This is a genomic window from Streptomyces sp. NPDC003327 (genome assembly GCF_053589515.1).
The window spans coordinates 22,151-43,229 of sequence record NZ_JBSFSA010000051.1; the positions used below are offsets into that span (position 1 = coordinate 22,151).

Sequence of the window (21,079 nt, forward strand, 5' to 3'; positions counted from 1 at the left end):
GCCCTGACGACGGGGGAGAGGGGTCAGGCCGGGAGGGCCAGCAGGAGCAGCGGCTGGGTGGTGGGCTGAGCCGAACCTGCGGCCGGTTCGAGAGTGAGCCCCACCCCCGTCGCGTCGGCCGGGTCGCCGTCGAGGAGGACGGTTCCGTCGGCGTGGAGGAGCCCGGCGGGCCGCATGGTGCCGTCGTGGTCGAGCCACAGCTGGTACGTGTGGCCCTCCGCCGGGGCCGGAAGGCCGGTCGCCGTGAACACCGCCCGGTTCTGCCGGTCCGACGAGACGACGGTGGTCAGGGCGCCGTTGGTGGTCCTTCCGTGCACGGTCCGGGCGTCGGGCGCGGCCAGCACCCCGCTCACGACCTCCAGCCGTTCCTCGGCCTGCCGGGCCTGCTGCCGCGCGTCCTCGTTCTCCCGGTGCTGCCAGGCGGCGAGGCCCGCGAACGTGACGGCGGCGACCAGGCTCGCGGCGAGCGCGAGGGGGACCGCCCTGCGCCTCACCCTCCGGGCCAGGGCCACCGCCGGGCCGGCGGCGGGCACGCGGGGCGGCAGCTGGCGCACACCCTCGATCGCGGCGAGCGTCCGCTGCCTGAGGGCCTCCGGCGGCGTCCGGCCGGCGGCGGCCGCGAGCCGCGCGGCGGTCGCCTCGAACCCGCCCACCTCCCTGCGGCAGTCCTCGCAGTGCGCGAGGTGGGCGGCGAACTCGTCCCGTTCGGCGGCGTCGAGGGCGTGCAGCGCGTAGGCGGCCGTGAGGGCGTGGAGGTCGGAGTGGTGCTGCTGTGTCACGAGGTCACCCCCATGCAGTCGCGGAGGCGGATCAGTCCGTCGCGCATGCGTGTCTTGATGGTGGGAAGCGGGGTCTGCAGGCTCTGTGCGACCTCACGGTAGGTCAGGCCCTGGTAGTAGGCGAGGGTCACGGCCTCGCGCTGGAGTTCGGTCAGGCCGCGCAGGCAACGGCGTACCCGCTCGCTCTCCAGCCGGGTCTCCACCTGCTCGGCGACCTCGTCGAAGGCGGTGGTGTGCTCCCGCGCCGCCTGGGCGTACTCCCGGTCGGAGGCGGCCTGCGCCGACCGTACGCGGTCGACGGCCCGCCGGTGGGCGATCGTCGCCGCCCAGGTCGTCACGCTTCCGGCCGTCGGCTCGTAGCGGGCGGCCTGGCGCCACAGCTCGATCATGACCTCCTGGGTGACCTCCTCCGACTGGGCCCGGTCGCGCACCACCCGCAGGACGACGCCGAACACCAGTGGGGCGAGAGCGTCGTAGAGCGTGGCGAACGCCTGCTTGTCGCCCCGGGCGACCTCCCGCATCACGTCGGCCAGGTCGCCCCGCGCGTCGGCGCCGGGAGCACCCGAGGGCAGCGGCCGGGTCACCGGCCCGGCTCCGGTCGTCGGGACCGGACGGAGCCGCCGCCTCGGGCGGTCGTCCTCGGAAGGGGGAGCCATCGCATGCTGGTCCTTCGCGGTTCGGCGGGCCGGTGTCCGCCCTTTCGGCAGGCCGGCGGAGAGCCTGCGGACGGCTCCCCGGGGTACTTCGGCGCGGACGCCCTCCCGGATGGCCCGGGAAGGTCACGATGTCGTCGCGGTGCCGGTGGTGTCGCCTGCTCCTCCGTGGCGGCACCCGTACGGGTGGTGAGACCCATCCGCAGGGCGGTCGCCGCCGAAGGACCGGGTGTGAGCAGCTTCCGGAACACCCTCAGCCCCCTCGCGCGCGGCGCGCTCGCCGGCGTGGCGGCCGGCTACACGGCCCTCGCGGTCGCCGAACTGGTCGCGGCCCTGGTGCGTCCCGCCGCGGGACCCGTGACGGTCGTCGGCGGCGCCGTCGTCGACCGCACGCCGGCGCCGGTGAAGGACTTCGCGATCCGCACCTTCGGGGAGGACGACAAGGCCGTCCTCCAGCTCGGCATCCTCGTCCTGCTCGCCCTCCTCGCGGCAGGCCTGGGGGTCGTCGCGCTGCGGCACCGGCGTACGGGCGTGCTCGGGGTCCTCGGGTTCGGGATCGTCGGCGCCGCCGCCGCGCTGAGCAGGCCCGACTCGGCCGGCATCGGTGACGCCCTGCCGTCCCTGGCGGGCGCGGCCGTGGGCGCGGTGGTCCTGGCCGTCCTGGCGGGCAAGGCCGCCGCGGCGAACAGGACCCCGCGGGACAGGGCCCCGATGGACAGCACCCCGATGGACAGCACCCCGAGGGACCAGGGCCCGGCTGACGGCGACCCGGCGGAACCGGACGCCTCGGGCCCCGCGGCCCGCCCGCGCGGCGACCGGCGCGGCTTCCTGGCCGCCACCGCCGTCGTCGCCGTCGCCGCGACCGGCGCGGGCGCCCTGGGCCGTTGGCTGGCCGGCCGCCGGGGGCGGGGCGCCGAGGCATCCCGCGCCGGACTCGTCCTGCCCGCGCCCGCGTCCCCCGCCCCCGCGCTGCCCCGGGGCGTCCGGCTCGCGGTGCCGGGGGTCAGCGCGTTCCTCACGCCGAACCGGGACTTCTACCGGGTCGACACCGCCCTCGTCGTACCGAAGGTCGACGCGGACACCTGGCGGCTGCGCGTCCACGGCAGGGGAGTGACCCGGCCCCCGACGTTCACGCTCGACGACCTGCTCGCCCGTCCGCTCGTCGAACGGGACATCACGCTGACCTGCGTGTCGAACGAGGTGGGCGGACCGTACATCGGCACCGCCCGCTGGCTGGGCGTCCCCCTGCGCGCCCTGCTGGCCGAGTGCGGGGTCGAGCCGCCGTCCAGGGGCGGCCCCGCCGACCAGCTGGTCGCCCGCTCGGTGGACGGGATGACGCTCGGCTCCCCCGTGGAGGACGTGATGGACGGCCGGGACGCGATGCTCGCCGTCGGCATGAACGGCGAACCGCTGCCCTTCACCCACGGCTTCCCCGTCCGCATGCTCGTGCCCGGCCTGTACGGCTACGTGTCGGCCTGCAAGTGGATCGAGTCCGTCGAGCTCACGACGTTCGACGCCTACGACCCGTACTGGGTGAAGCGCTCGTGGGCCCGCAGGGCCCCCGTCAAGACCCAGTCCCGCGTCGACACCCCCAAGCCCTTCGCCCGCACCCCCGCCGGCACGGTCGTGGTCGCGGGGGTGGCCTGGGCCCAGCGCCGGGGCATCGTCCGGGTCGAGGTCCGCGTCGACGACGGGCCCTGGCGGGACGCCGACCTCGCCGCGCAGGACACGGTCGACACCTGGCGCCAGTGGTCGTACCGCTGGCAGGCCGCGCCGGGCGGACACACCCTCACCGTCCGCGCCACCGACGGCACCGGACAGGTCCAGACGGAACGGCGCACCAGGACCGTCCCGGACGGCGCGAGCGGCCACCACAGCGTCTTCGTCACCGTCACGTAGCGGCTCCGTCCCCCCGTCCGCGCGGGCCGTCATCACCCGCTCGGGCGAAGGGGCGGGGCCCCGCATCCGGGTTCCCGGTGAACGGGGAACCGAAGGTGCAGGAGTGCCCCATCCGTACCCCGGCGCGGCGCCGCGCGCCCGTGACCGGCGGCCGAGCAGGGAGAGCGCGATGACCGTCTCCGTCGTTCTGTACACCTCGGACCTCAGGGTCCACGACCACCCGCCGCTCAGGGCGGCGGTCCACGCGGCGGAGGAGGTCGTGCCGGTGTTCGTCCGCGACCCGGCCGTGGACCGGGCGGGCTTCGCGGCGCCCAATCGCCTCGCCTTCCTCGCGGACTGCCTGGAGGACCTCGACCGCGCCCTGAGGGAGCGGGGCGGCCGCCTGGTGGTGCGGGAGGGCGACACCGTCTCGGAGGTACGAGCCCTGGTGCGGCGTACCGACGCGGACGAGGTCCACATGGCGGCGGGCGTGACGGCCTTCGCGCGCCGACGGGAGGCCCGTCTGCGCCGCGCCCTGGAGGAGGACGGCTGCCGTCTGTACGTGCACGACGGGGTCGTCACCGTCGTCCCGCCCGGCGACGTCGTGCCGCAGGGCTCCGGCCACTTCGCCGTCTTCACGCCCTACCTCCGGCGCTGGGCCGCCGAGCCGCTGAGGACCCCCTTCTCCGCCCCGAGGAAGGTGCGGGTGCCCTCGGGCCTGCGCTCCGAGCCCCTGCCGCGCCGCTCGGCCGTCGCGGACGTCTCCCCGGCGCTGCCCGTGGGCGGGGAGAGCGCAGGGCGCGAGCGGCTCGGCTCGTGGCTGACCGAGGACGTGGACGCGTACGAGGAGCGTCACGACGACCTCGCGGGCGACGCCACCTCCCGGCTCTCGCCCTACCTCCACTTCGGCGCGCTCTCCGCCACCGAAGCGGTGCACCGGGCGCGCAAGCGGGGCGGGACGGGCGCGGACGCGTTCGTACGACAGCTGTGCTGGCGCGACTTCCACCACCAGGTGCTCGCCGCGCGCCCCGGGGCCGCCGAGGCCGACTACCGGGCACGGCCCGGGCGGTGGCGGGAGGGCGCGGACGCCGACGCGGACCTCGCCGCCTGGCGGGAGGGGCGGACCGGCTATCCCCTGGTGGACGCCGCCATGCGGCAGCTCGCGCACGAGGGATGGATGCACAATCGAGGCAGGCTGATCACGGCCTCCTTCCTGTCGAAGACGCTCTGCATCGACTGGCGCGCGGGGGCGCGTCACTTCCTCGGCCTGCTGGTGGACGGCGACGTCGCCAACAACCAGCTCAACTGGCAGTGGGTGGCCGGTACCGGCACGGACACCCGCCCCAACCGCGTCCTCAACCCCGTGCTGCAGGCCAAGCGGTACGACCCCGACGGCAGCTACGTGCGCCGCTGGGTGCCGGAGCTGGCGGGCCTCGACGGGCGCACCGTGCACGAGCCCTGGCGGCTCACCGGACGCGAGAGGGCGGCCCTCGACTACCCGGACCCGGTGATCGAGCTCTCCGAGGGCCTCGCCCGCTTCAGAGAGCTCCGAGGCTCCGCCTGACCTGCGGTTTCCTCGCCTTCTCGGAATCGACGCATCTATCGATGCGAAAACGATGCAAGTTGTGGGGGACGGGGTCCCGAGCGGAACGTGAGGGGCACGGGGTCATCGAGGTCCCGGAGCCGCCGCCCGCGAAGCGGCGGCGGCACACCCGGTGGACTCCCGCGCCACCACCCGGAGGAGGAAGCGCCATGACCGCACACCGGCCGACCGGAGCCCCCGCCCCCGCCCCGTCCACGGCGGCCGCCACCACGGACGCCGCCACCGCCCGTACCGCGCCCCTCGCGGCCGCCGACGTCGCCACCGCCACCGACGACCGGATCGCCCGGGGCCTGGTCGGCGGCGACGAGCAGTGCCTGGCCGTCGCCTACGAACGCTGGGGCCGCCTGGTCCACACCCTCGCGGCCCGCGCCCTGGGCGACCCCCGCGAGGCGGAGGACGTCACCCAGCAGGTGTTCGTCGCCGCCTGGCGCGGCAGGGCCAACTTCCGCCCCGAGCGCGGCAGCCTGCCGGCCTGGCTCACCGGCATCACCCGCCGCAAGATCGCCGACGCCCTGACCGCCCGTACCCGGCGCACCGAACTCGCGGCGAACCTCGGCGCGTCCCTGGAGCACGAGAGCCGCGGGCACGAGGAACCCCAGCGGGTCCTCGACCGGCTGGTCGTCACCGAGGAGCTGTCCCGGCTGCCCCGCGTCCAGCGGGACGTCCTGGAACTCGCGTACTTCGCGGACCTGACCCAGACGCAGATCGCCGACCGCACCGGCATGCCGCTCGGCACGGTCAAGAGCCACGCCCGCCGCGGCCTCCAGCGCATGCGGCACAGCCTCGAACTCGCCGGCGCCGGCCACCTCGCCTGACCGTCCGCCAGGTCCGCCCGGCCGTTCCGGCGCCGCCGCACGATCCCGCGGCACGCGCCCGAGCGTCCGGTCGACCAGGGTCGTCGACCCGGTCCCGAATCCGTTCGCGATCCGACCCGTCCGGCCGGCCGGCGGCTCCGAACACACCCACGGCCCGACGGCCGGACAACCGAGCACAGCACACCACACGCCGTCGCCCCCCCGCACGGGGACGACGGCTCTACGCAGCGCGCCCCGAACGTCACGGGAGCGTCGCACAAGGGGATGGGGAACGATGGACAGACGCAGCGTCGCCGTGGTGGGGGCGGGGGTGGCGGGCCTCACCGCCGCCCACTACCTGTCCCGCGTGCACGACGTGGTGCTGTACGAGGCGGACGACCGGCTCGGCGGCCACGCGCACACCCACGGACTGCCCGCCGCGGAGGGCGGCACGCTCCACGTCGACACCGGCTTCATCGTCCACAACGAGCGCACCTACCCCCACCTCCTGCGCCTCTTCCGCGAGTTGGGCGTCACCACGCAGGACGCCGAGATGAGCATGTCCGTGCGCTGCGACGGATGCGGGCTGGAGTACGCCGGCGCGCGCGGCCTCCGCGGCCTGCTCGGCGGCGGAAACGCCCGCCGGGGCAGGCACCTGCTGATGCTCGCCGACGTCCCGCGGTTCCACCGTGCCGCCCGCGGCCTGCTCGCCGCCGACGACATGACCCTCACCCTCGGCGACTTCCTGCGCGCCCACCGCTTCTCCGCCCACTTCGTCAGCCACTTCGCGATCCCGCTCGTCTCGGCCGTCTGGTCCTGCGCCCCCGACACGGCCCTGAGGTACCCCGCCGTGTACCTCTTCCGCTTCCTCGACCACCACGGGCTCCTCTCGGTGAAGGGATCCCCGCAGTGGAAGACCGTCACCGGCGGCTCCGCGGCCTACGTCGAACGCCTCGCCAAGTCGATCCCCTCCGTGCGGACCGCCACCCCGGTGCTCGCCGTGGTCCGGGGCGCCGACCGTGCCACGGTCATCACGGAGGACGGCGAGTCGGCCGAACACGCCGCCGTCGTGCTCGCGGTCCATCCCGACCAGGCCCTCCGGCTCCTCGCCGACCCCACCGAGCGGGAGCGGCGCGTCCTCGGCGCGTTCACCTACTCCCACAACCCGACCGTCCTGCACCGCGACACGAGCCTGCTGCCGCGATCGCCCCACGCCCGCGCCTCCTGGAACTACCTCCTGCCCTCCTGTGCCGCCCGCCCGGGCTCCGTCCAGGTCAGCTACGACATGAACCGGCTCCAGCGACTCCGCACCGACGAGCCGCACGTCGTCACCCTCAACCCCGGTGACCGCGTCGACCCCTCGGCCGTCCTGGCCCGCATGACGTACGAACACCCCGTCTACACGCCCGAGTCGGTGGCGGCCCAGCGCCTCCTGCCCACCCTCCGCACCGCCGTCACCGCGTACGCGGGCGCTTACCACGGCTGGGGATTCCACGAGGACGGCTGCCGCTCGGGCGTCGAGGCCGCCCGCCACCTGGGAGCCGGCACGTGACGACCGCCGCGCCGGAACCGTCCCCGGTCCCGGCCCTGTACGAGACGGAGATCGCGCACACCCGCGTCACCCCGATCCGGCACGCGCTCCACCACCGCACGTACATGTGGCTGGTCGACCTCGACGACCTGCCCCTCCTGCCGCGACCGCTCCGGGCGCTCGCCCGCTTCGACCCGGCCGACCACTTCGACGGCGACGCCCCCACCCTGCGGGCCGGGCTCGACGCCCGCCTGGCCGCGCACGGCGTGCACGACGCCGACGGCCGGGTCCTGATGCTCGCCCACGCGCGCGTGCTGGGCCACGTCTTCAATCCGCTCACCCTCTACTGGTGCCACGACCGCGCCGGGCACCCCGTCTGCGTCGTCGCCGAGGTGCACAACACCTACGGCGGACGGCACACCTACCTGCTGCGCCCCGACGCGGACGGCCGCGCCGAGACGGCCAAGGACTTCTACGTCTCGCCGTTCCTCGACGTCGCCGGCAGCTACCGGATGCGGCTGCCGCTCCCCGGCGACCGCCTCGACCTGACCGTCCAGCTCCGCCACACCGACGGCACCCGCCCCCTCACCGCCACCGTCCGCGGCGTCCGGCGACCCGCCGGCCCCCGCGGCCTCCTGGCCGCCGCGCTCCGACACCCGTGGCCGACCGCCGCCGTCTCCCTGGGCATCCGGCGCCACGGAGTCCACCTCTACCTCAAGGGACTCCGCGTGCGGCCCCGCACCACCCCCACCCCGCAGGAAGGCACCCCGTGAACCCCTCGTCCCCACCGCCCGCCACCCTCGACGCCCCGGCCACCCACGACGTCCACGGGGGCCGCGTCGAGGTCGATCCCGACCGTTGGCCGGACGTGGCCCGAGTGCCGCACGCCTCCGCCGCGCGCACCGCGGTGGCCCGCCTCCTCGTGGGACGCGCGTTCGACCGGCTGCCCCTGCGGATACGGACGGCCGGGCGCACCACCGTCCCCGCGCCGCGCAACGGCGACGACCGCGCCGTTCCGACGCCGACGCTCACGCTGCACGATCCCGAGGCCTTCCACCGGCGGATCGCCGCCGACGGGCTGATCGGCTTCGGGGAGTCGTACATGGCCGGCGAGTGGGACGCCGACGACCTCGTCGGCGTCCTCACGGTCCTCGCCCGCCACGTCGACGACCTCGTCCCCGCCGCGTTGCACCGGTTCCGGGGCGCCTGGGTCCGTCGCAGACCGCGCGCCGACCTCAACACCCCCGACGGGTCCCGCGAGAACATCCGCCGGCACTACGACCTCTCCAACGAGCTCTTCGCCCTCTTCCTCGACCCCGGCCTCAGCTATTCGTCGGCGGTCTTCGAGCCCCTCCCCGACACCCCCGGCGTCCTCCCCGACGCGGTCTTCACCGCCGCCCAGCACCGCAAGATCGACCGCCTCCTCGACCTGGCGGAGACCGGCCCCGGCACCGAGCTCCTGGAGATCGGCACCGGCTGGGGCGAACTCGCGCTCCGGGCCGCGGCCCGCGGCGCCCGCGTCCGCACCGTCACCCTCTCCGAGGAGCAGCTCGCCCTCGCGCGGGACCGCGCCGCCCGGGCCGGCGTCGCCGACCGCGTCACCGTCGAACTCCTCGACTACCGCCACGTGCGCGGCCGTTACGACGCCGTCGTGAGCGTCGAGATGATCGAGGCCGTCGGCGCCGAGTTCTGGCCCGACTACTTCGCCTCGCTCCGCCGCCTCCTCGCCCCCGGCGGACGCGTCGCCCTGCAGGCCATCACGATGCCGCACGAACGGATGCTCGCCACCGCCCGCACCCACACGTGGATCAGCAAGTACGTCTTCCCCGGCGGCCTCATCCCCTCACCGGAGGCCGTCGCCCGCGCGTCCGACGCCGCCGGTCTGCGCATCACCCACGACACCGGGTTCGGCGACCACTACGCCGAGACCCTCCACCAGTGGCGCGCCCGCTTCCGCCACCAGGAGGCCGCGGTGGCGGCCCTCGGATTCGACCGCGTCTTCCGGCGCATGTGGGAGTTCTACCTGGCCTGGTCCGAGGCCGGGTTCCGCGCCCGCTACCTCGACGTCCGACAGCTCCGGTTCACCGCCGCCGACGACCCGGCCACGGTGTCCTCCTCCCCGGCGCAGCGGTACGGGGACGCGTCGTGAGTGCCGTCGACACCGCGACGCTCTGTTCCGTCCTGGCCGCCTCGGCGGCCGCCGCCCTCGCCGTGATGCTGGTCGCCTTCGCCGTCGGCACGGCGCGGCGGCTGCACCGGATCGTCGACGTCGCCTGGGGGATCGCCTTCGCGGGCGTCGCGGGCGTGTCCTGGAGCCTGGCGGCGGGGCACGGCGACGGCGTCCGGCGGACCGTCGTCGCGCTCGCCACCGTCGTCTGGGGAGTGCGGCTCGCCGTCCACATCGCCCGGCGGGGACGCGGCCACGGCGAGGACCCCCGGTACGCGCGGATGCTCGCCCGCGCCCGCGGCAACCCCACCCTCCACGCCCTGTGGAAGGTCTACCTGCTCCAGGGCGCCCTCGTCTGGCTCGTCTCCCTGCCCGTCCAGCTCGCGGTCCTGCTGCCCGACCCGCTGGGGGTGACCGCGTACGCCGGACTCGCCGTCTGGGCGGCCGGCCTCGCCTGCGAGGCGGTGGGGGACCACCAGCTGGCCCGCTTCAAGGCCGATCCTGCGAACCGGGGGCGCGTCATGGACAGGGGGCTGTGGAGCTGGACCCGGCACCCGAACTACTTCGGTGACTTCCTCGTCTGGTGGGGGCTGTACCTCACGGCCTGCGCCACCTGGCAGACCGCCCTGCTCGCCCTGGTCTCCCCGCTCGTGATGAGCGGCCTCCTCATCTGGGGCAGCGGCAAACGGCTCCTGGAGGCCCACATGGCGGACCGGCCGGGATACCCGGAGTACCGGGCCCGCACGAGCGGTTTCCTGCCGCGGCCACCCAAACGACCGACCACGGGCGCGCCCCGTCCCTGAGGCGTCGGGGCCGGGGCCCCGGCGGCGCCGGCGCCCCTCCTCCCCGGTCACCGGCCCGGCCTCCTCCTCTAGCCGGCGCGCTCCTCCTGCCCGAGGCGCTCCTCGGCGCCCGCGCCCTCCCCGTACAGCCGGGAGATCACGGCGAGCGCCTCGCGCAGGCCGGTGGGACGCACCGTGCCGGGGGCGGGCGTCCGGCCGAGCCAGCCCGGACCCGCGAGGAGGACCAGGGGCGCCGTGCGCGCGCCCCGCACACCGAACGCCGTCCGGGCCACGTGCTGGGCCAGGGCGTGGTTGGCGGTGGACCGGGCCTGGGACCAGAGGACGACGGCGGCGGGCCCCGAACGCCGCACCGCCGCGTCGAGGGCCTCGGCGGGCACCGCCGCGCCGAACATCCTCGTCGGCAGTCCGCGCTCGGCGAGGCCGGCGGCGAGCGCCTCCAGAGGCAGCGTGTGCTGCTCCGAGGGGACGCACGCGAGCACGACCGGAGGAACCTGCGAGGTGGCCCCGGGTCCCGAAACGGCGGCCCGCCGCAACGTGGTGGAGATGTGCCAGGAGAGCAGGTGCTCCACCTCGACGTAGCGGTCCTCCGACGACTCCCACTTCCGGCCCACCGCGTGCAGCGTCGGTGCCATGATCTCCTCCCAGGAGGTGACCAGGCCGTACTCGGCCAGCGCCGCCCGGAGCAGCTCCTCCATCGCGGGCGCGTCGAGGCGCACCGCGGCACGGGCCAGCCCGCGGCACTCCTGCCGGACGTCCCCCAGCGGCAGACCGCTGCCGGCCACCGGCCGCCGGGCGGGCGGAGCCGGAGGCGCCACGGGTTCCGGCACCGCCTCCTCGGCGGGTGCGACCGGCCCGGTGACGGCGACCGGGGCAGGAGCGGCGGGGGGCGCGTCCGGCGGGGCCGGTGAGGAGCGCACCGCTCGGGCTGCCCGCGCCGCCTCGGCGGGCGGGACGCCCGACGCCGTGAGACGGCACATCTCCTCCAGCATCGCCACGTCGGCGGGGCTCCACCGCCGGTGGCGGCCGTCCCCGCGGACGGCGGGGCCGATCCCGTACCGGCGGTCCCAGGACCGCACGGTGGTGGGGGAGACGCCGAGACGCCGGGCCACGGCGCCCGTGGTGATCCCGTGGTCGCTGTCGTACATGGTCACCACCGTACGGTGCGGAAACGATGCGAGGCGGAGCGTTCGGTGCGGGGACGCACGGTCAGGAGCGCCACGCCGCGGCCGCCTGCGGAAGGCGGTCGGCCACGCCGTCGGCGAGCCGCTCGAATTCCCCGCGCAGGAGCGGCGCGGCCAGCCGGGCGAAGCCCTTGAAGGTCAGCGACGCCCGGTACGTCAGCCGCGTCGCCGTCCCTTCCTCCGTGAACCGCAGGTCGTCCAGCGCCGTCACGGTCTTGTTCTCGCCGCTGAACACCAGCCGCGCGGGCTCCCGCACGACGAGCTCGTACCGCAGCTCGGTCGTGCGGCCCCGGAACCGGGACGTGTTCCGCCACCGCGCGCCCGGTCGCACCGGCCCGTCGTCGAGCCGCACGCAGCGGACCGTGCCGGGGTCCCACTCCTCCGCGCGGGCGAAGTCCTCCAGATAGGCGACGACCTCCGCCAGGGGCCGTCGCACCACGAGCACCCGCTCCACACTGATCACCGTACGGTCTCCTCCGCGTCGTACCGGTGCGCGCCTCGGCCCCGGTCACCCAGGGTTTCCGGCCCGGCGGCCGGACCGGATGCACCGGCCGCGCCGGGCTCGCGGACCCGGCCCGGCCGGAGGACCCGACCGCCGGCCTCGGGATCCGCGGAGCGCATCGCTCCGCGGATGTGGAGGAGTTCTGGTGACCCCGTGACTATTCCGTCGCGGAATAGCCGCCCCAAGGGGCACCGAACGTCCGTACGCACCCGTCCAACTGATGAGTAACCCGCCGCTGACCTGGAGGAACGCCTCCGTCGGCCGGTTCCTCGTGGCCGCCCCGCGCCGCCGTGCTGCCGATGTATGGTCGGGCCGCCCGCATAGGAACGGGCGTGAAGGCGAGGCGATTCGAGGCGAGGCGAGGCGCATCCATGGGAACACCGACCACTCCGCCGCCCGACGGACCCGGTGAAGGCGGGGGCTGGTTCACCCGAAAGCCCACCCAGGGGCCCGCTCACCCGCCTCCCGCGTCCCGTCCGCACCCGCCGCTCCAGGGACGCCCCACGCCGACGGCCCCCGGGGCGGACGGCCGGGCGGCCCCGGCCGTGAACGGGGCGTCGGACCTGGCGGACATGTCGGACGCGGCGCTCCTGCGCCGCACCATGGCCGAGATCGAGCCCGTTGCCGACCAGGTCACCTCGTACTTCTACGCCCTGCTCTTCCTGCGCCACCCCGACCTGCGGGAGCTGTTCCCCGCCGCGATGAACACCCAGCGGGACCGCCTCTTCAAGGCGCTGCTCACCGCCGCGACCCACGCCGACGACCCCGCCACCCTGACCACGTACCTCACGCACCTCGGCCGCGGCCACCGGAAGTACGGCACCCGCCCCGAGCACTACCCGGCCGTCGGCGAGGCCCTGATCGGCGCCCTGACCCGCTACGCCTCCGCCGTCTGGGGGCCGCGCACCGAGGCCGCGTGGGTGGCCGCCTACACCACGATCTCGCAGATCATGATCGACGCGGCGACCGAGGACGAACTCCGCTCGCCCGCCTGGTGGCAGGCGGAGGTGGTCGACCACGAGATGCGGACGCCGGACATCGCCGTCGTCACGGTCCGCCCCGACCAGCCGTACCCCTTCCTCGCCGGGCAGTACACCACCCTGGAGACCCCGTGGTGGCCGCGCGTCTGGCGGCACTACTCCTTCGCCTCCGCGCCGCGCTCCGACGGACTGCTGTCCTTCCACGTGAAGGCGGTCCCGGCGGGCTGGGTCTCCCAGGCGCTCGTGCACCGCGCCCGCCCCGGCGACGTCGTCCGGCTCGGTCCCCCCGCCGGCTCCATGACCGTGGACCACAGCACCGACAACGGTCTGCTCTGCCTCGGCGGCGGCACCGGCATCGCCCCCATCAAGGCGCTCGTGGAGGACGTCGCCCGGCACGGACGGCGCCGCACCATCGACGTCTTCTACGGCGCCCGCGAGAACGAGGGCCTGTACGACATCGAGACGCTGCTCAGGCTCCGGCAGTCGCACGCGTGGCTCTCGGTCCGGCCGGTCCTGGACGACGGCCCCGGCGGCCTCCCCTCCGGGGGTCTGCCCCACGCCATCCGCGAACACGGCCCGTGGTACACCCACGACGCCTATCTGTCCGGCCCGCCCGGCATGATCCGCCGCGGTGTCGAGGCCCTGGTGGGCGTCGGCATCCCCACCCACCGCATACGACACGACTCGCTAGAGGAACTGGCCGGGGCAACGACGTGAGCACATTCCAGCAGGACCCGAGCACCATCGAACAGACCGGGCCCGAGCCCGTCCCACCCCTGCGCACCACCCGCCCGGGGAGCGACGGCGAGCACCTCGTGCAGCGGCGCATGGGCACCGCCGAACGCGCCGACCGGTTCTACGCCGAACAGGTCCTCGACCGGCTGAACCCCCGGATGCGCGAGTTCACGGCACGGCAGGAGATGTTCTTCCTCGCCACCGCCGACCGCCACGGAGCCTGCGACAACACCTTCCGCGCCGGCCCGCCCGGCTTCCTCCACGTCCTCGACGAGACGACGCTCGCCTACCCCGAGTACCGGGGCAACGGCGTCCACGCGAGCCTCGGCAACATCGAGGAGAACCCGCACGTCGGCATCCTGATGGTCGACTTCATCCGTGACCGCATCGGCCTCCACGTCAACGGCCGGGCCAGGGTCGTCGGCGACGACGAGATGCGCCGCGCCCGCCCCGACGCCCGGCTCCCCGAGGATCCGGTGCCGGGTCGCCGGGCCCTGGTGTGGGTGGAGATCGCCGTCGACGAGGCGTACATCCACTGCGCCAAGCACATCCCGCACCTCCAGAAGGCCCCCGCCCGCGGCAGCGGCCGGTCCTGGGGCACGGACGACGTCAGGCGCAAGGGCGGCGACTTCTTCGGCGCGGCCGCCGCCGCCCCTGAGCGCGGACCGTTCGTGCCGCCGCCCCGCGCCGACGCGCCTACCTGGCGCGCGGCTGCCCGGACGGTGCTGGAGCGGGCCGACTCCGCCGCCGGAGCGCGGGAGTTCAGCGGCTGGTTCAGCCGCGGCACCGGCTGACGAACCGGACTCGATCCTCCCGGGTCACGCCCCGACCTCCGGTTCGTACGAGGGCTGTAACAGAGGATGTACGGCAGGTGAACCGGGTTCCCCGCGTGGTGACAATACCGATGTCACACGAACACGGACCGGTCTCGGGCCGGTCACGGGGGAAGAAGGACCAGCATGAACTCCACGACGGACAGGGGCGGTTCACGGCGCCGACACCTGCGGGGCGCCGCCCTGGGCGCCGCGGTGGTCGCGGCCCTGCTGACGACCACCGCCTGCCAGGGCGACGACCCGGCCACCGCCTCGCCGACCGCCGCCGCCCCGTCGATCGCGGTCCCCTCGGACTCCGCGTCGACCGGCGGCAGCGCTCCGGAGAGCACCGCGCCGACGGGCGACTCGGGGACCGGCACGAGCAGCCCGACGGCGGCGGGGACCGGGGACAGCGGCGAGACCAGCGGCGGCAACGGCACGACGTACCCGGACTGCCGGGCCGACGGGCTCACCACAGCGGCCGAGCTCCAGGACGAACACGGTGACACCCCCCGCCACTTCCTCCTCACCGTCACCAACACCGCGCGGACACCCTGCGTCCTCAACGAGGCGCCGATCGTACGGCTCACGGCGGGCAACGACGCCCCGATCGTCCGGACGCTCGGGGAGCCGGACACCGAGCCCGTGGTCGTCGAGGGCGGCGGCAAGGCCTACGCCGGTCTGTACGTCTTCGGCAACGACGAGGGCGGCGAGGCGGTGTACGACCAGTCCGACCGCTTCACCGCGACCCTCGTCGCCGGCGAGGGCACCGAACTGAGCGGCACGCTCGTCTTCGACCTGCCCGACGGCCTCGGCACGGTCTCCGTCGACGACGCGGCACGACTGAACGGCTGGGCCGGCACCGAGGGCCTCGCGATGCGCCCGATCACCCAGCTCTGAGCGGGCACGTCGCCTGCGGCGGCGCCCCCCGGTGGGGCACACTGGCGGCGTGCGCATCGTGATGATGACGGCGGGATCGAGGGGCGACGTCGCGCCGTACACGGGTCTGGGTGCCGGTCTCGTACGAGCCGGGCACGAGGTGACGCTCGCCACCCACGGACTGTTCGAGCCCCTGGTGGCGGGGTCGGGAGTGCGCTTCCGCCCGCTGCCGGTGGACCCCCGCGCCGAGCTGCACTCCCCGCACGGCCGACGGCTGCACGACGCGCGGACCGGCGCGGGAAAGCTCGCACGACTGGTGACCATGGGGCGGCGCGCGGTCGACGAGATGACGGCGGGCCTGGTCGAGGTGGCGCGCCGGGGGGACGTCCTGCTGGTCGGCGGGTCGCTGGGGCCGCTCGGCCACGCCATCGCCGACGGCCTGGCCGTCCCCGCCCTGGGGCTCCATCTCCAACCGCTCCACCCCACCCGGGAGTTTCCCGCCCCCGTCCTGGGGACACACCCCTGGGCGCCGTGGGGAACCGGCTGAGCGGACAGGCCGTGTCGGCATCGGTGGAGTTGCTGTTCGCCGACGCCGTACGGTCGCTGCGGCGACGGCACGGACTCGTGACGACGGGCTCCCGGGACCGTCGGGCGCGGCCCGTGCTGCACGGCTACAGCGACCTCGTCGTCCCCCGGCCCCGGGACTGGCCCGCCGAGCTGGAGGTGGCCGGGTACTGGTGGCCGCACGAGACCGGGCAGCGGCTCTCCGGGGACCTGGAGGACTTCCTCGCCGCCGGGCCCCCACCCGTCTTCGTCGGCCTGGGCAGCGCCACCGTGCCCGATCCCGAGCGGCTGAGCCGCGAGATCGTCACCGCCCTGCGCGCGGCGCGCGTGCGCGGGATCGTCCAGCGGGGCTGGGCGGGTCTCGCCGCCGGGGACGACGACATCCTGACCGTCGACGAGGTGCCGCACGCCCTGCTGTTCCCCCGCACCGCCGCCGTGGTCCACCACGCGGGAGCGGGCACGACCGGCGCCGTCCTGCGGGCCGGGGTGCCGAACATCCCGGTGCCGGTCCAGTTCGACGCGGCGTTCTGGGCGTCCCGGCTGACCGCGCTGGGCACCGCGCCCGGCGCGCTGCCGCTGCGCCGCCTCGCCTCCGGCACGCTGGCCGCCGCCCTGCGCCGCGCGACCCGCGACGCCTCCCACCGCACGCGCGCCCGCGCGCTGGCCGACCGCCTGGCCACCGAGGACGGCGTCGCGCCGGTCCTCGCCGCGCTCGACCGACTGACCCCCTGACCGCACTCCGTCGTCAACCGGCTTCTCTCCCGGCTCAGTTCACCGGCATGCCGATGCCCGGCAGCCACAGCCGGCCGCGGTCGGCGACCGTCAGCTCCCAGGCCACCAGCTCGTCCGGGCAGACCGAACCACGGCCCCGGACGTCGGCGACGAGCAGCCGGGCCGCCGCCCTCGCCGCCCCGGGGTCCTCGTCCGCGAACACCGCCCGCCACCAGCCCCCGTCCCGCACCTGCCACCCCCGCTCCCGCATCGTCTCCTCGAACCCCGGCTCCTCGGGCGTGGTCCGGTGGTCCACCATCAACGACAGCTCTCCCGGGTCCTGGCCGTACCCCACCCGCAGGCGCCGCGGCCAGTCCCGCGCGCACTGCACGACGAACGAGGCCCAGTCACCCGGCATCTGCACCGGCAGTTGCTCCATCCACGAGTCCAGGAGCAGCGCGAGCGAGCACTCCAGGTGCTCCCACGACGAGGCCGTGTGGTGCCCGTCCCAGCGGAACGCCGGCCAGCCGCGCTCCGGCCCCCGGTGCAGCAGCCACAGATACGGCAACGCGTCGAAACCGTGCGGCTCCTCGGGACGCCCCCCGACCGAACACGACTCGACGGCGGTGTACTCCCGCCCGTGCAGCTCCGACGCCGTGTGCACCGAGAGCGTCGCGCCCTGCGGACCGCCCGCCAGCAGCACCACGTGACCGTCCGTGTGCCAGCGCACGCTGGGGCCGGCCGCCGAACCCCCGTACAGGGTGGGCTCGCCGAGCTCGGCCGCCACCGCCCCGTACACGGGCCGCAGCGCCTCCCGCCGGACCGCGCGGCCCGACCCGGGCCCGTACGGGGCGACGAGCACGGCCGGCGCCCCCACATGGGCGGCGGGACGGTCGTGCAGGGCGCGGGCGTGGGCCGCGGCGCCGGCGGGACCGGGCGGAGCGGGAGGCGTGGGCGACGTACCGATGACCATGACGCCATCGTGCCAGGCGGGGCCGCGCGTTCCGCCCCGGCCCACGGCTCTCACTCGCGGTTGCCGACCGCCACGAGCGCCGCGCCGATGTCCGCCGTCGCCCGGGGATCGGACAGCAGCCGCCCGGTGAGCTCCTCCACGCGCCGCAGACGGTAGCGGACGGTGTTGGGGTGGACGAACAGGGTGCTCGCCGCCGCGTTGGCCGAGCCGCCGGACGCGAACCAGTGCTCCAGCGTCCGCAGCAGCCGGGACCGTTCCGCCGCGGGCAGGTCGAGCACCGGCCGGAGCGTCACCTCCACCAGGTGGGCGGCCTCCGCGGGCGCCGCGGCCACCACCATCGCCAGCGGATCGTCGTCGAACCGCGCCACACCGGGCCCGGCCCCCGGCAGTCTGGACAGCGCCAGACGGGCGAACCGCAGCGCCTGCGGAGCGTCCCGCAGCGAACCGAAGCAGGGACTGAACCCCACGCGCGCACGCCTGCGCCGCAGGACGCGCAGGCAGCGGTCCTCCGCGGCCGCTCCGGGCAGCGCGATCAGCGCCAGCTGCTGGTCCGGCAACAACCGCCACGCCGAAGGGAGTTCCGCCCGCCGCAAGGCCGTCTCCGCACCCGCGAGCGGCTCCTCGCCCGGCGCGGCGGCCTCCGCGACGGCCACCGCGTACGGCCCGTGCTCGGGGAGCCCGAGCTCACGGGCCGCCTCCCACAGGGTCCGGTCGGTGACCGTGCCCGTGAACAACGCCTCCACCAGCGCCGAGCGCCTGGCCTGCCCCCGCGCGGTCAGCTCCGCCGCCGTCTCCCGGTAGGAGACCGCCACCGCTTCCGCGTACAGCCCCGACAGGGCCCAGAACTCCGCGGACTGCGCCACCAGGAGTCCGTCGGTGACCTCCGGGCGGGTGCGCGCCTCCGCCAGGATCTCCGTCCACAGCAGCGCCGAACCGATCCGGTAGGCGTGCAGCGTGTCCGCCAGCGGAACGCCCTGCTCCGCGCGGACCCGGCCCGTCTCCCGCGCCGAACTCGCGTCCGGGTCGCCCCCCACGCGCAGGTGGCTCAGGATGAGGCGCGCGTTGGCGGCGCACGAACGGCGCAGCGAGTCCAGGGGGATCAACGACTCGTCCTGGTACGCGACGACCTCCGAGCGGATGCGCAGGGCCATCTCCTCGGCCAGCTCGGGCAGCCTCGCGAGAAGCGCCTCTCCCACACCCGAAAGATTCACAGCCGCAGCTTATCCACCCCGTTTTGTTCCGGCGGACAAACCCGGGGGCCGAGCGGTGTCGTGCCGGCCATAGGGCGCGCCCTTACCGAGCTGCAAGATGTCGGCGATGTGAACGTCTGGTGTTCCGTGCAACGGAGGCAGGTCATGGCCAATCTGGCAGGGTTCCTCGTGGAGACGGCCGGGCGGCAGCCCGAGCGCCCCGCACTGCGCCTGGGGGAGCAGGTCATCACCTACGCGGACCTGGACGCACGCAGCGCCCGCGCCGCCGCCCTGCTCAGGGCCGAGGGCGTGCGGCCGGGCGACCGGGTCGCCCTGATGCTGCCGAACGTCCCCGAGTTCGTCGTCCTCTACTACGGCGCCCTGCGCGCCGGAGCGGTCGTCGTTCCGATGAACCCGCTCCTGAAGACCCGCGAGACGGAGTTCCACCTCACCGACTCGGGTGCCGGACTGCTCTTCGAGTGGCACCAGGCGCCCGGCGAGGGCGCGCGGGGCGCCGACGCCGCGGGCGTACGGCACACGGCCGTCGAACCCGTCGCGTTCGCCGCCGCCCTGGCCGGACACGAGCCGCTGACCGAGGTCGCCGAGGTCGACGGCGACGACACGGCCGTCCTGCTGTACACCTCCGGCACCACCGGCCGCCCCAAGGGCGCCGTCCTCACCCACGCCGGCCTGCGCCACAACACCGAGGTCAACACCGTCGAGATCCAGCAGATGACCCCGGACGACGTCGTGGTGGGCTGCCTGCCCCTGTTCCACATCTTCGGCCAGATCTGCACCATGAGCGCGGCCGTCCGCAGCGGCGCCTGCCTCGTCATGATCCCCCGGTTCGAACCCGGAGCCGTCCTCGACGCCATCGCCCGCGAGCGGGCCACCGTCTTCGAGGGCGTCCCCACCATGTACGCGGCACTGCTCCAGCACCCGTCGGACGCGGACGTCTCGACCCTGCGGATGTGCATCTCCGGCGGCGCCTCGCTGCCGGTGGAGATCCTGCACGGCTTCGAGCGGCGCTTCGACTGCGCCGTCCTCGAAGGCTTCGGCATGTCCGAGACCAGCCCGGTCGTCACCTTCAACCACCCCGACCGGCCCCGCAAGGCCGGCTCCGTCGGCACCCCCATCCGGGACGTCGAGGTGCGCCTCCTGGACGAGGCGGGCAAGGACGTGGCGCCCGGCGAGATCGGCGAACTGGCCGTCCGCGGCCCCAACGTGATGAAGGGCTACTGGAACCGGCCCGAGGAGACGGCCGCCGCCGTACCCGACGGGTGGCTGCGCACCGGAGACCTCGCGCGGGCGGACGAGGACGGCTACCTCTACATCGTCGACCGCAAGAAGGACATGATCATCCGCGGCGGCTACAACGTCTACCCGCGGGAGATCGAGGAGGTCCTCCACGAGCACCCGGCCGTCGCCCTGGCCGCCGTGGTCGGCGTCCCGCACGCCGAACTGGGCGAGGAGGTAGCGGCCGCCGTCGTCCTGCGCCCCACCGCCGAGGCCACGCCGGACGAGCTGCGGGAGTACGTCAAGGAGCGCGTCGCGGCCTACAAGTACCCCCGCAGGGTGGAGCTCGTGGAGGCGCTGCCGCTGGGCCCCAGCGGCAAGATCCTCAAGCGCGAGATCACCCTCCCGGCGGCCGGGAGGTCGTGATCGGGGCGCTGGGTCCGCCCCTCCCGCCTCCTGCCCTCGGAGGGAGGCGGGAGGGGCGGGCTCACGACGCGCTGCTCCACCCGCCGGTCGGGGAGTACGCGTCCACCAGGTCCACCACGAAGACCAGCGTCGAGCCCGGGGGGATCAGCGCCGAGGGCGACTCCCTGCCGTAGCCGAGGCGCGGGGGGACGACGATCTCGCGTCGACCGCCGACCCGCATGCCCCGCACCCCGCGGTCCCAGCCCTTGATGACCCGGCCGCCGCCGAGGGCGAACTTGAACGGCTCGCCGCGGTCCCAGGAGGAGTCGAACTCCCTGCCGGTCGCGAAGGTCACGCCCACGTAGTGCACCTTGAGCACCATGCCCGGCCTTGCCTCGGGACCGTCACCGACGACCAGGTCCCGGACGGTCAGCTCGGCGGGGGCCGCACCCTCCGGCACCTCGACCCGGGGCTTCGTCGCTTCACCCATCAGCGGCCTCACTCTCTCCACCGGAAGTCCCCCGTACGGACCGTCCGGACCCATGGATCCCCGAGCAGCCTAGGGGGTGTCTCGCCGATCATGCCGGGCTCGCGGCGGCTGGCACGCACGCTCGCCGCGTTGTCGTCGGTCGCCCGATGCTCCGCATCGCCTCCCTCCTCCGCCTTGCGATCGCACGCACCAGCCGCCGCTCCCTGATCCGGC

18 protein-coding genes and 1 pseudogene are annotated in these 21,079 nt (G+C 75.1%); 12 read left to right on the forward strand and 7 right to left on the reverse strand.

The annotated features are described in order from the left end of the window. Positions 1 to 23: 23 nt before the first annotated feature. A complete protein-coding gene (locus tag ACWDVG_RS27755) occupies positions 24 to 779 on the reverse strand; it encodes an anti-sigma factor (RefSeq protein ID WP_451703048.1) in 756 nt (251 codons plus the stop codon). Then, a complete protein-coding gene (gene sigK / locus ACWDVG_RS27760; RefSeq protein WP_451703085.1) occupies positions 776 to 1,363 on the reverse strand; it encodes an ECF RNA polymerase sigma factor SigK in 588 nt (195 codons plus the stop codon). Before sigK ends, ACWDVG_RS27755 begins: the two co-directional genes overlap by 4 nt. A 300-nt stretch (positions 1,364 to 1,663) precedes the next feature. Here sigK and ACWDVG_RS27765 point away from each other — a divergent pair, with 300 nt between their 5' ends. The 7 genes from ACWDVG_RS27765 to ACWDVG_RS27795 all read left to right on the forward strand — a co-directional run bounded on the left by ACWDVG_RS27765 (position 1,664) and on the right by ACWDVG_RS27795 (position 10,208). After that, entirely contained in the window at positions 1,664 to 3,331 is a 1,668-nt protein-coding gene (locus tag ACWDVG_RS27765) for a molybdopterin-dependent oxidoreductase (protein ID WP_451703050.1), read from the forward strand. Positions 3,332 to 3,500: 169 nt separating this feature from the next. After that, a complete protein-coding gene (locus ACWDVG_RS27770; protein WP_451703053.1) occupies positions 3,501 to 4,874 on the forward strand; it encodes a cryptochrome/photolyase family protein in 1,374 nt (457 codons plus the stop codon). Between the two features lie 188 nt (positions 4,875 to 5,062). Further along, entirely contained in the window at positions 5,063 to 5,728 is a 666-nt protein-coding gene (locus tag ACWDVG_RS27775; RefSeq protein ID WP_451703055.1) for a sigma-70 family RNA polymerase sigma factor, read from the forward strand. Positions 5,729 to 6,002: 274 nt separating this feature from the next. Further along, positions 6,003 to 7,259: an NAD(P)/FAD-dependent oxidoreductase gene (locus ACWDVG_RS27780; RefSeq protein WP_451703058.1), complete on the forward strand. Its 1,257-nt coding sequence runs from the start codon at positions 6,003 to 6,005 to the stop codon at positions 7,257 to 7,259. Beyond that, a complete protein-coding gene (locus ACWDVG_RS27785; RefSeq protein WP_451703061.1) occupies positions 7,256 to 8,011 on the forward strand; it encodes a DUF1365 domain-containing protein in 756 nt (251 codons plus the stop codon). The genes ACWDVG_RS27780 and ACWDVG_RS27785 overlap by 4 nt, the downstream gene beginning before the upstream one ends. Next, positions 8,008 to 9,387 (forward strand): class I SAM-dependent methyltransferase, encoded by a 1,380-nt coding sequence (locus ACWDVG_RS27790; protein WP_451703063.1) that lies wholly within the window; start codon positions 8,008 to 8,010, stop codon positions 9,385 to 9,387. The genes ACWDVG_RS27785 and ACWDVG_RS27790 overlap by 4 nt, the downstream gene beginning before the upstream one ends. Further along, positions 9,384 to 10,208, forward strand: coding sequence for a DUF1295 domain-containing protein (locus tag ACWDVG_RS27795; RefSeq protein WP_451703066.1), 825 nt, complete (start codon positions 9,384 to 9,386; stop codon positions 10,206 to 10,208). Before ACWDVG_RS27790 ends, ACWDVG_RS27795 begins: the two co-directional genes overlap by 4 nt. Positions 10,209 to 10,276: 68 nt before the next feature. Here the strand turns inward: ACWDVG_RS27795 and ACWDVG_RS27800 are convergent, their stop codons facing one another. Both ACWDVG_RS27800 and ACWDVG_RS27805 read right to left on the reverse strand, forming a co-directional pair. Beyond that, positions 10,277 to 11,353, reverse strand: coding sequence for a MerR family transcriptional regulator (locus tag ACWDVG_RS27800; RefSeq protein WP_451703068.1), 1,077 nt, complete (start codon positions 11,351 to 11,353; stop codon positions 10,277 to 10,279). Positions 11,354 to 11,414: 61 nt separating this feature from the next. Beyond that, the gene (locus tag ACWDVG_RS27805; RefSeq protein ID WP_451703070.1) at positions 11,415 to 11,852 is read right to left on the reverse strand and encodes an SRPBCC family protein; all 438 of its coding nucleotides are present in this window, start codon (positions 11,850 to 11,852) and stop codon (positions 11,415 to 11,417) included. A 410-nt stretch (positions 11,853 to 12,262) separates the two neighbouring features. Here ACWDVG_RS27805 and ACWDVG_RS27810 point away from each other — a divergent pair, with 410 nt between their 5' ends. From ACWDVG_RS27810 to ACWDVG_RS27825, 4 genes and pseudogenes are all read left to right on the forward strand, one after another. Next, positions 12,263 to 13,588, forward strand: coding sequence for a globin domain-containing protein (locus ACWDVG_RS27810; RefSeq protein ID WP_451703072.1), 1,326 nt, complete (start codon positions 12,263 to 12,265; stop codon positions 13,586 to 13,588). Next, positions 13,585 to 14,400, forward strand: a complete 816-nt coding sequence (locus ACWDVG_RS27815; protein WP_451703074.1) for a pyridoxamine 5'-phosphate oxidase family protein — start codon at positions 13,585 to 13,587, stop codon at positions 14,398 to 14,400. The genes ACWDVG_RS27810 and ACWDVG_RS27815 overlap by 4 nt, the downstream gene beginning before the upstream one ends. Positions 14,401 to 14,565: 165 nt before the next feature. After that, positions 14,566 to 15,318, forward strand: coding sequence for a DUF4232 domain-containing protein (locus ACWDVG_RS27820; RefSeq protein ID WP_451703075.1), 753 nt, complete (start codon positions 14,566 to 14,568; stop codon positions 15,316 to 15,318). 64 nt (positions 15,319 to 15,382) lie between these two features. Beyond that, positions 15,383 to 16,593 (forward strand): annotated as a pseudogene (locus tag ACWDVG_RS27825) (glycosyltransferase). A 34-nt stretch (positions 16,594 to 16,627) separates the two neighbouring features. Here the strand turns inward: ACWDVG_RS27825 and ACWDVG_RS27830 are convergent. Together ACWDVG_RS27830 and ACWDVG_RS27835 are read right to left on the reverse strand one after the other, a co-directional pair. Continuing rightward, positions 16,628 to 17,545 carry a hypothetical protein gene (locus tag ACWDVG_RS27830; RefSeq protein WP_451703077.1) on the reverse strand — a complete coding sequence of 306 codons (918 nt, stop codon included), beginning with the start codon at positions 17,543 to 17,545 and terminating at the stop codon, positions 16,628 to 16,630. 50 nt (positions 17,546 to 17,595) lie between these two features. Beyond that, the gene (locus ACWDVG_RS27835) at positions 17,596 to 18,741 is read right to left on the reverse strand and encodes a helix-turn-helix domain-containing protein (protein ID WP_451703078.1); all 1,146 of its coding nucleotides are present in this window, start codon (positions 18,739 to 18,741) and stop codon (positions 17,596 to 17,598) included. 159 nt (positions 18,742 to 18,900) lie between these two features. Here ACWDVG_RS27835 and ACWDVG_RS27840 point away from each other — a divergent pair, with 159 nt between their 5' ends. Continuing rightward, a complete protein-coding gene (locus tag ACWDVG_RS27840) occupies positions 18,901 to 20,397 on the forward strand; it encodes a long-chain-fatty-acid--CoA ligase (RefSeq protein WP_451703080.1) in 1,497 nt (498 codons plus the stop codon). A 61-nt stretch (positions 20,398 to 20,458) separates the two neighbouring features. On the opposite strand, the gene ACWDVG_RS27845 is transcribed toward ACWDVG_RS27840, so the two are convergent. Then, a complete protein-coding gene (locus ACWDVG_RS27845; protein ID WP_451703083.1) occupies positions 20,459 to 20,866 on the reverse strand; it encodes an FKBP-type peptidyl-prolyl cis-trans isomerase in 408 nt (135 codons plus the stop codon). Positions 20,867 to 21,079: the final 213 nt, after the last annotated feature.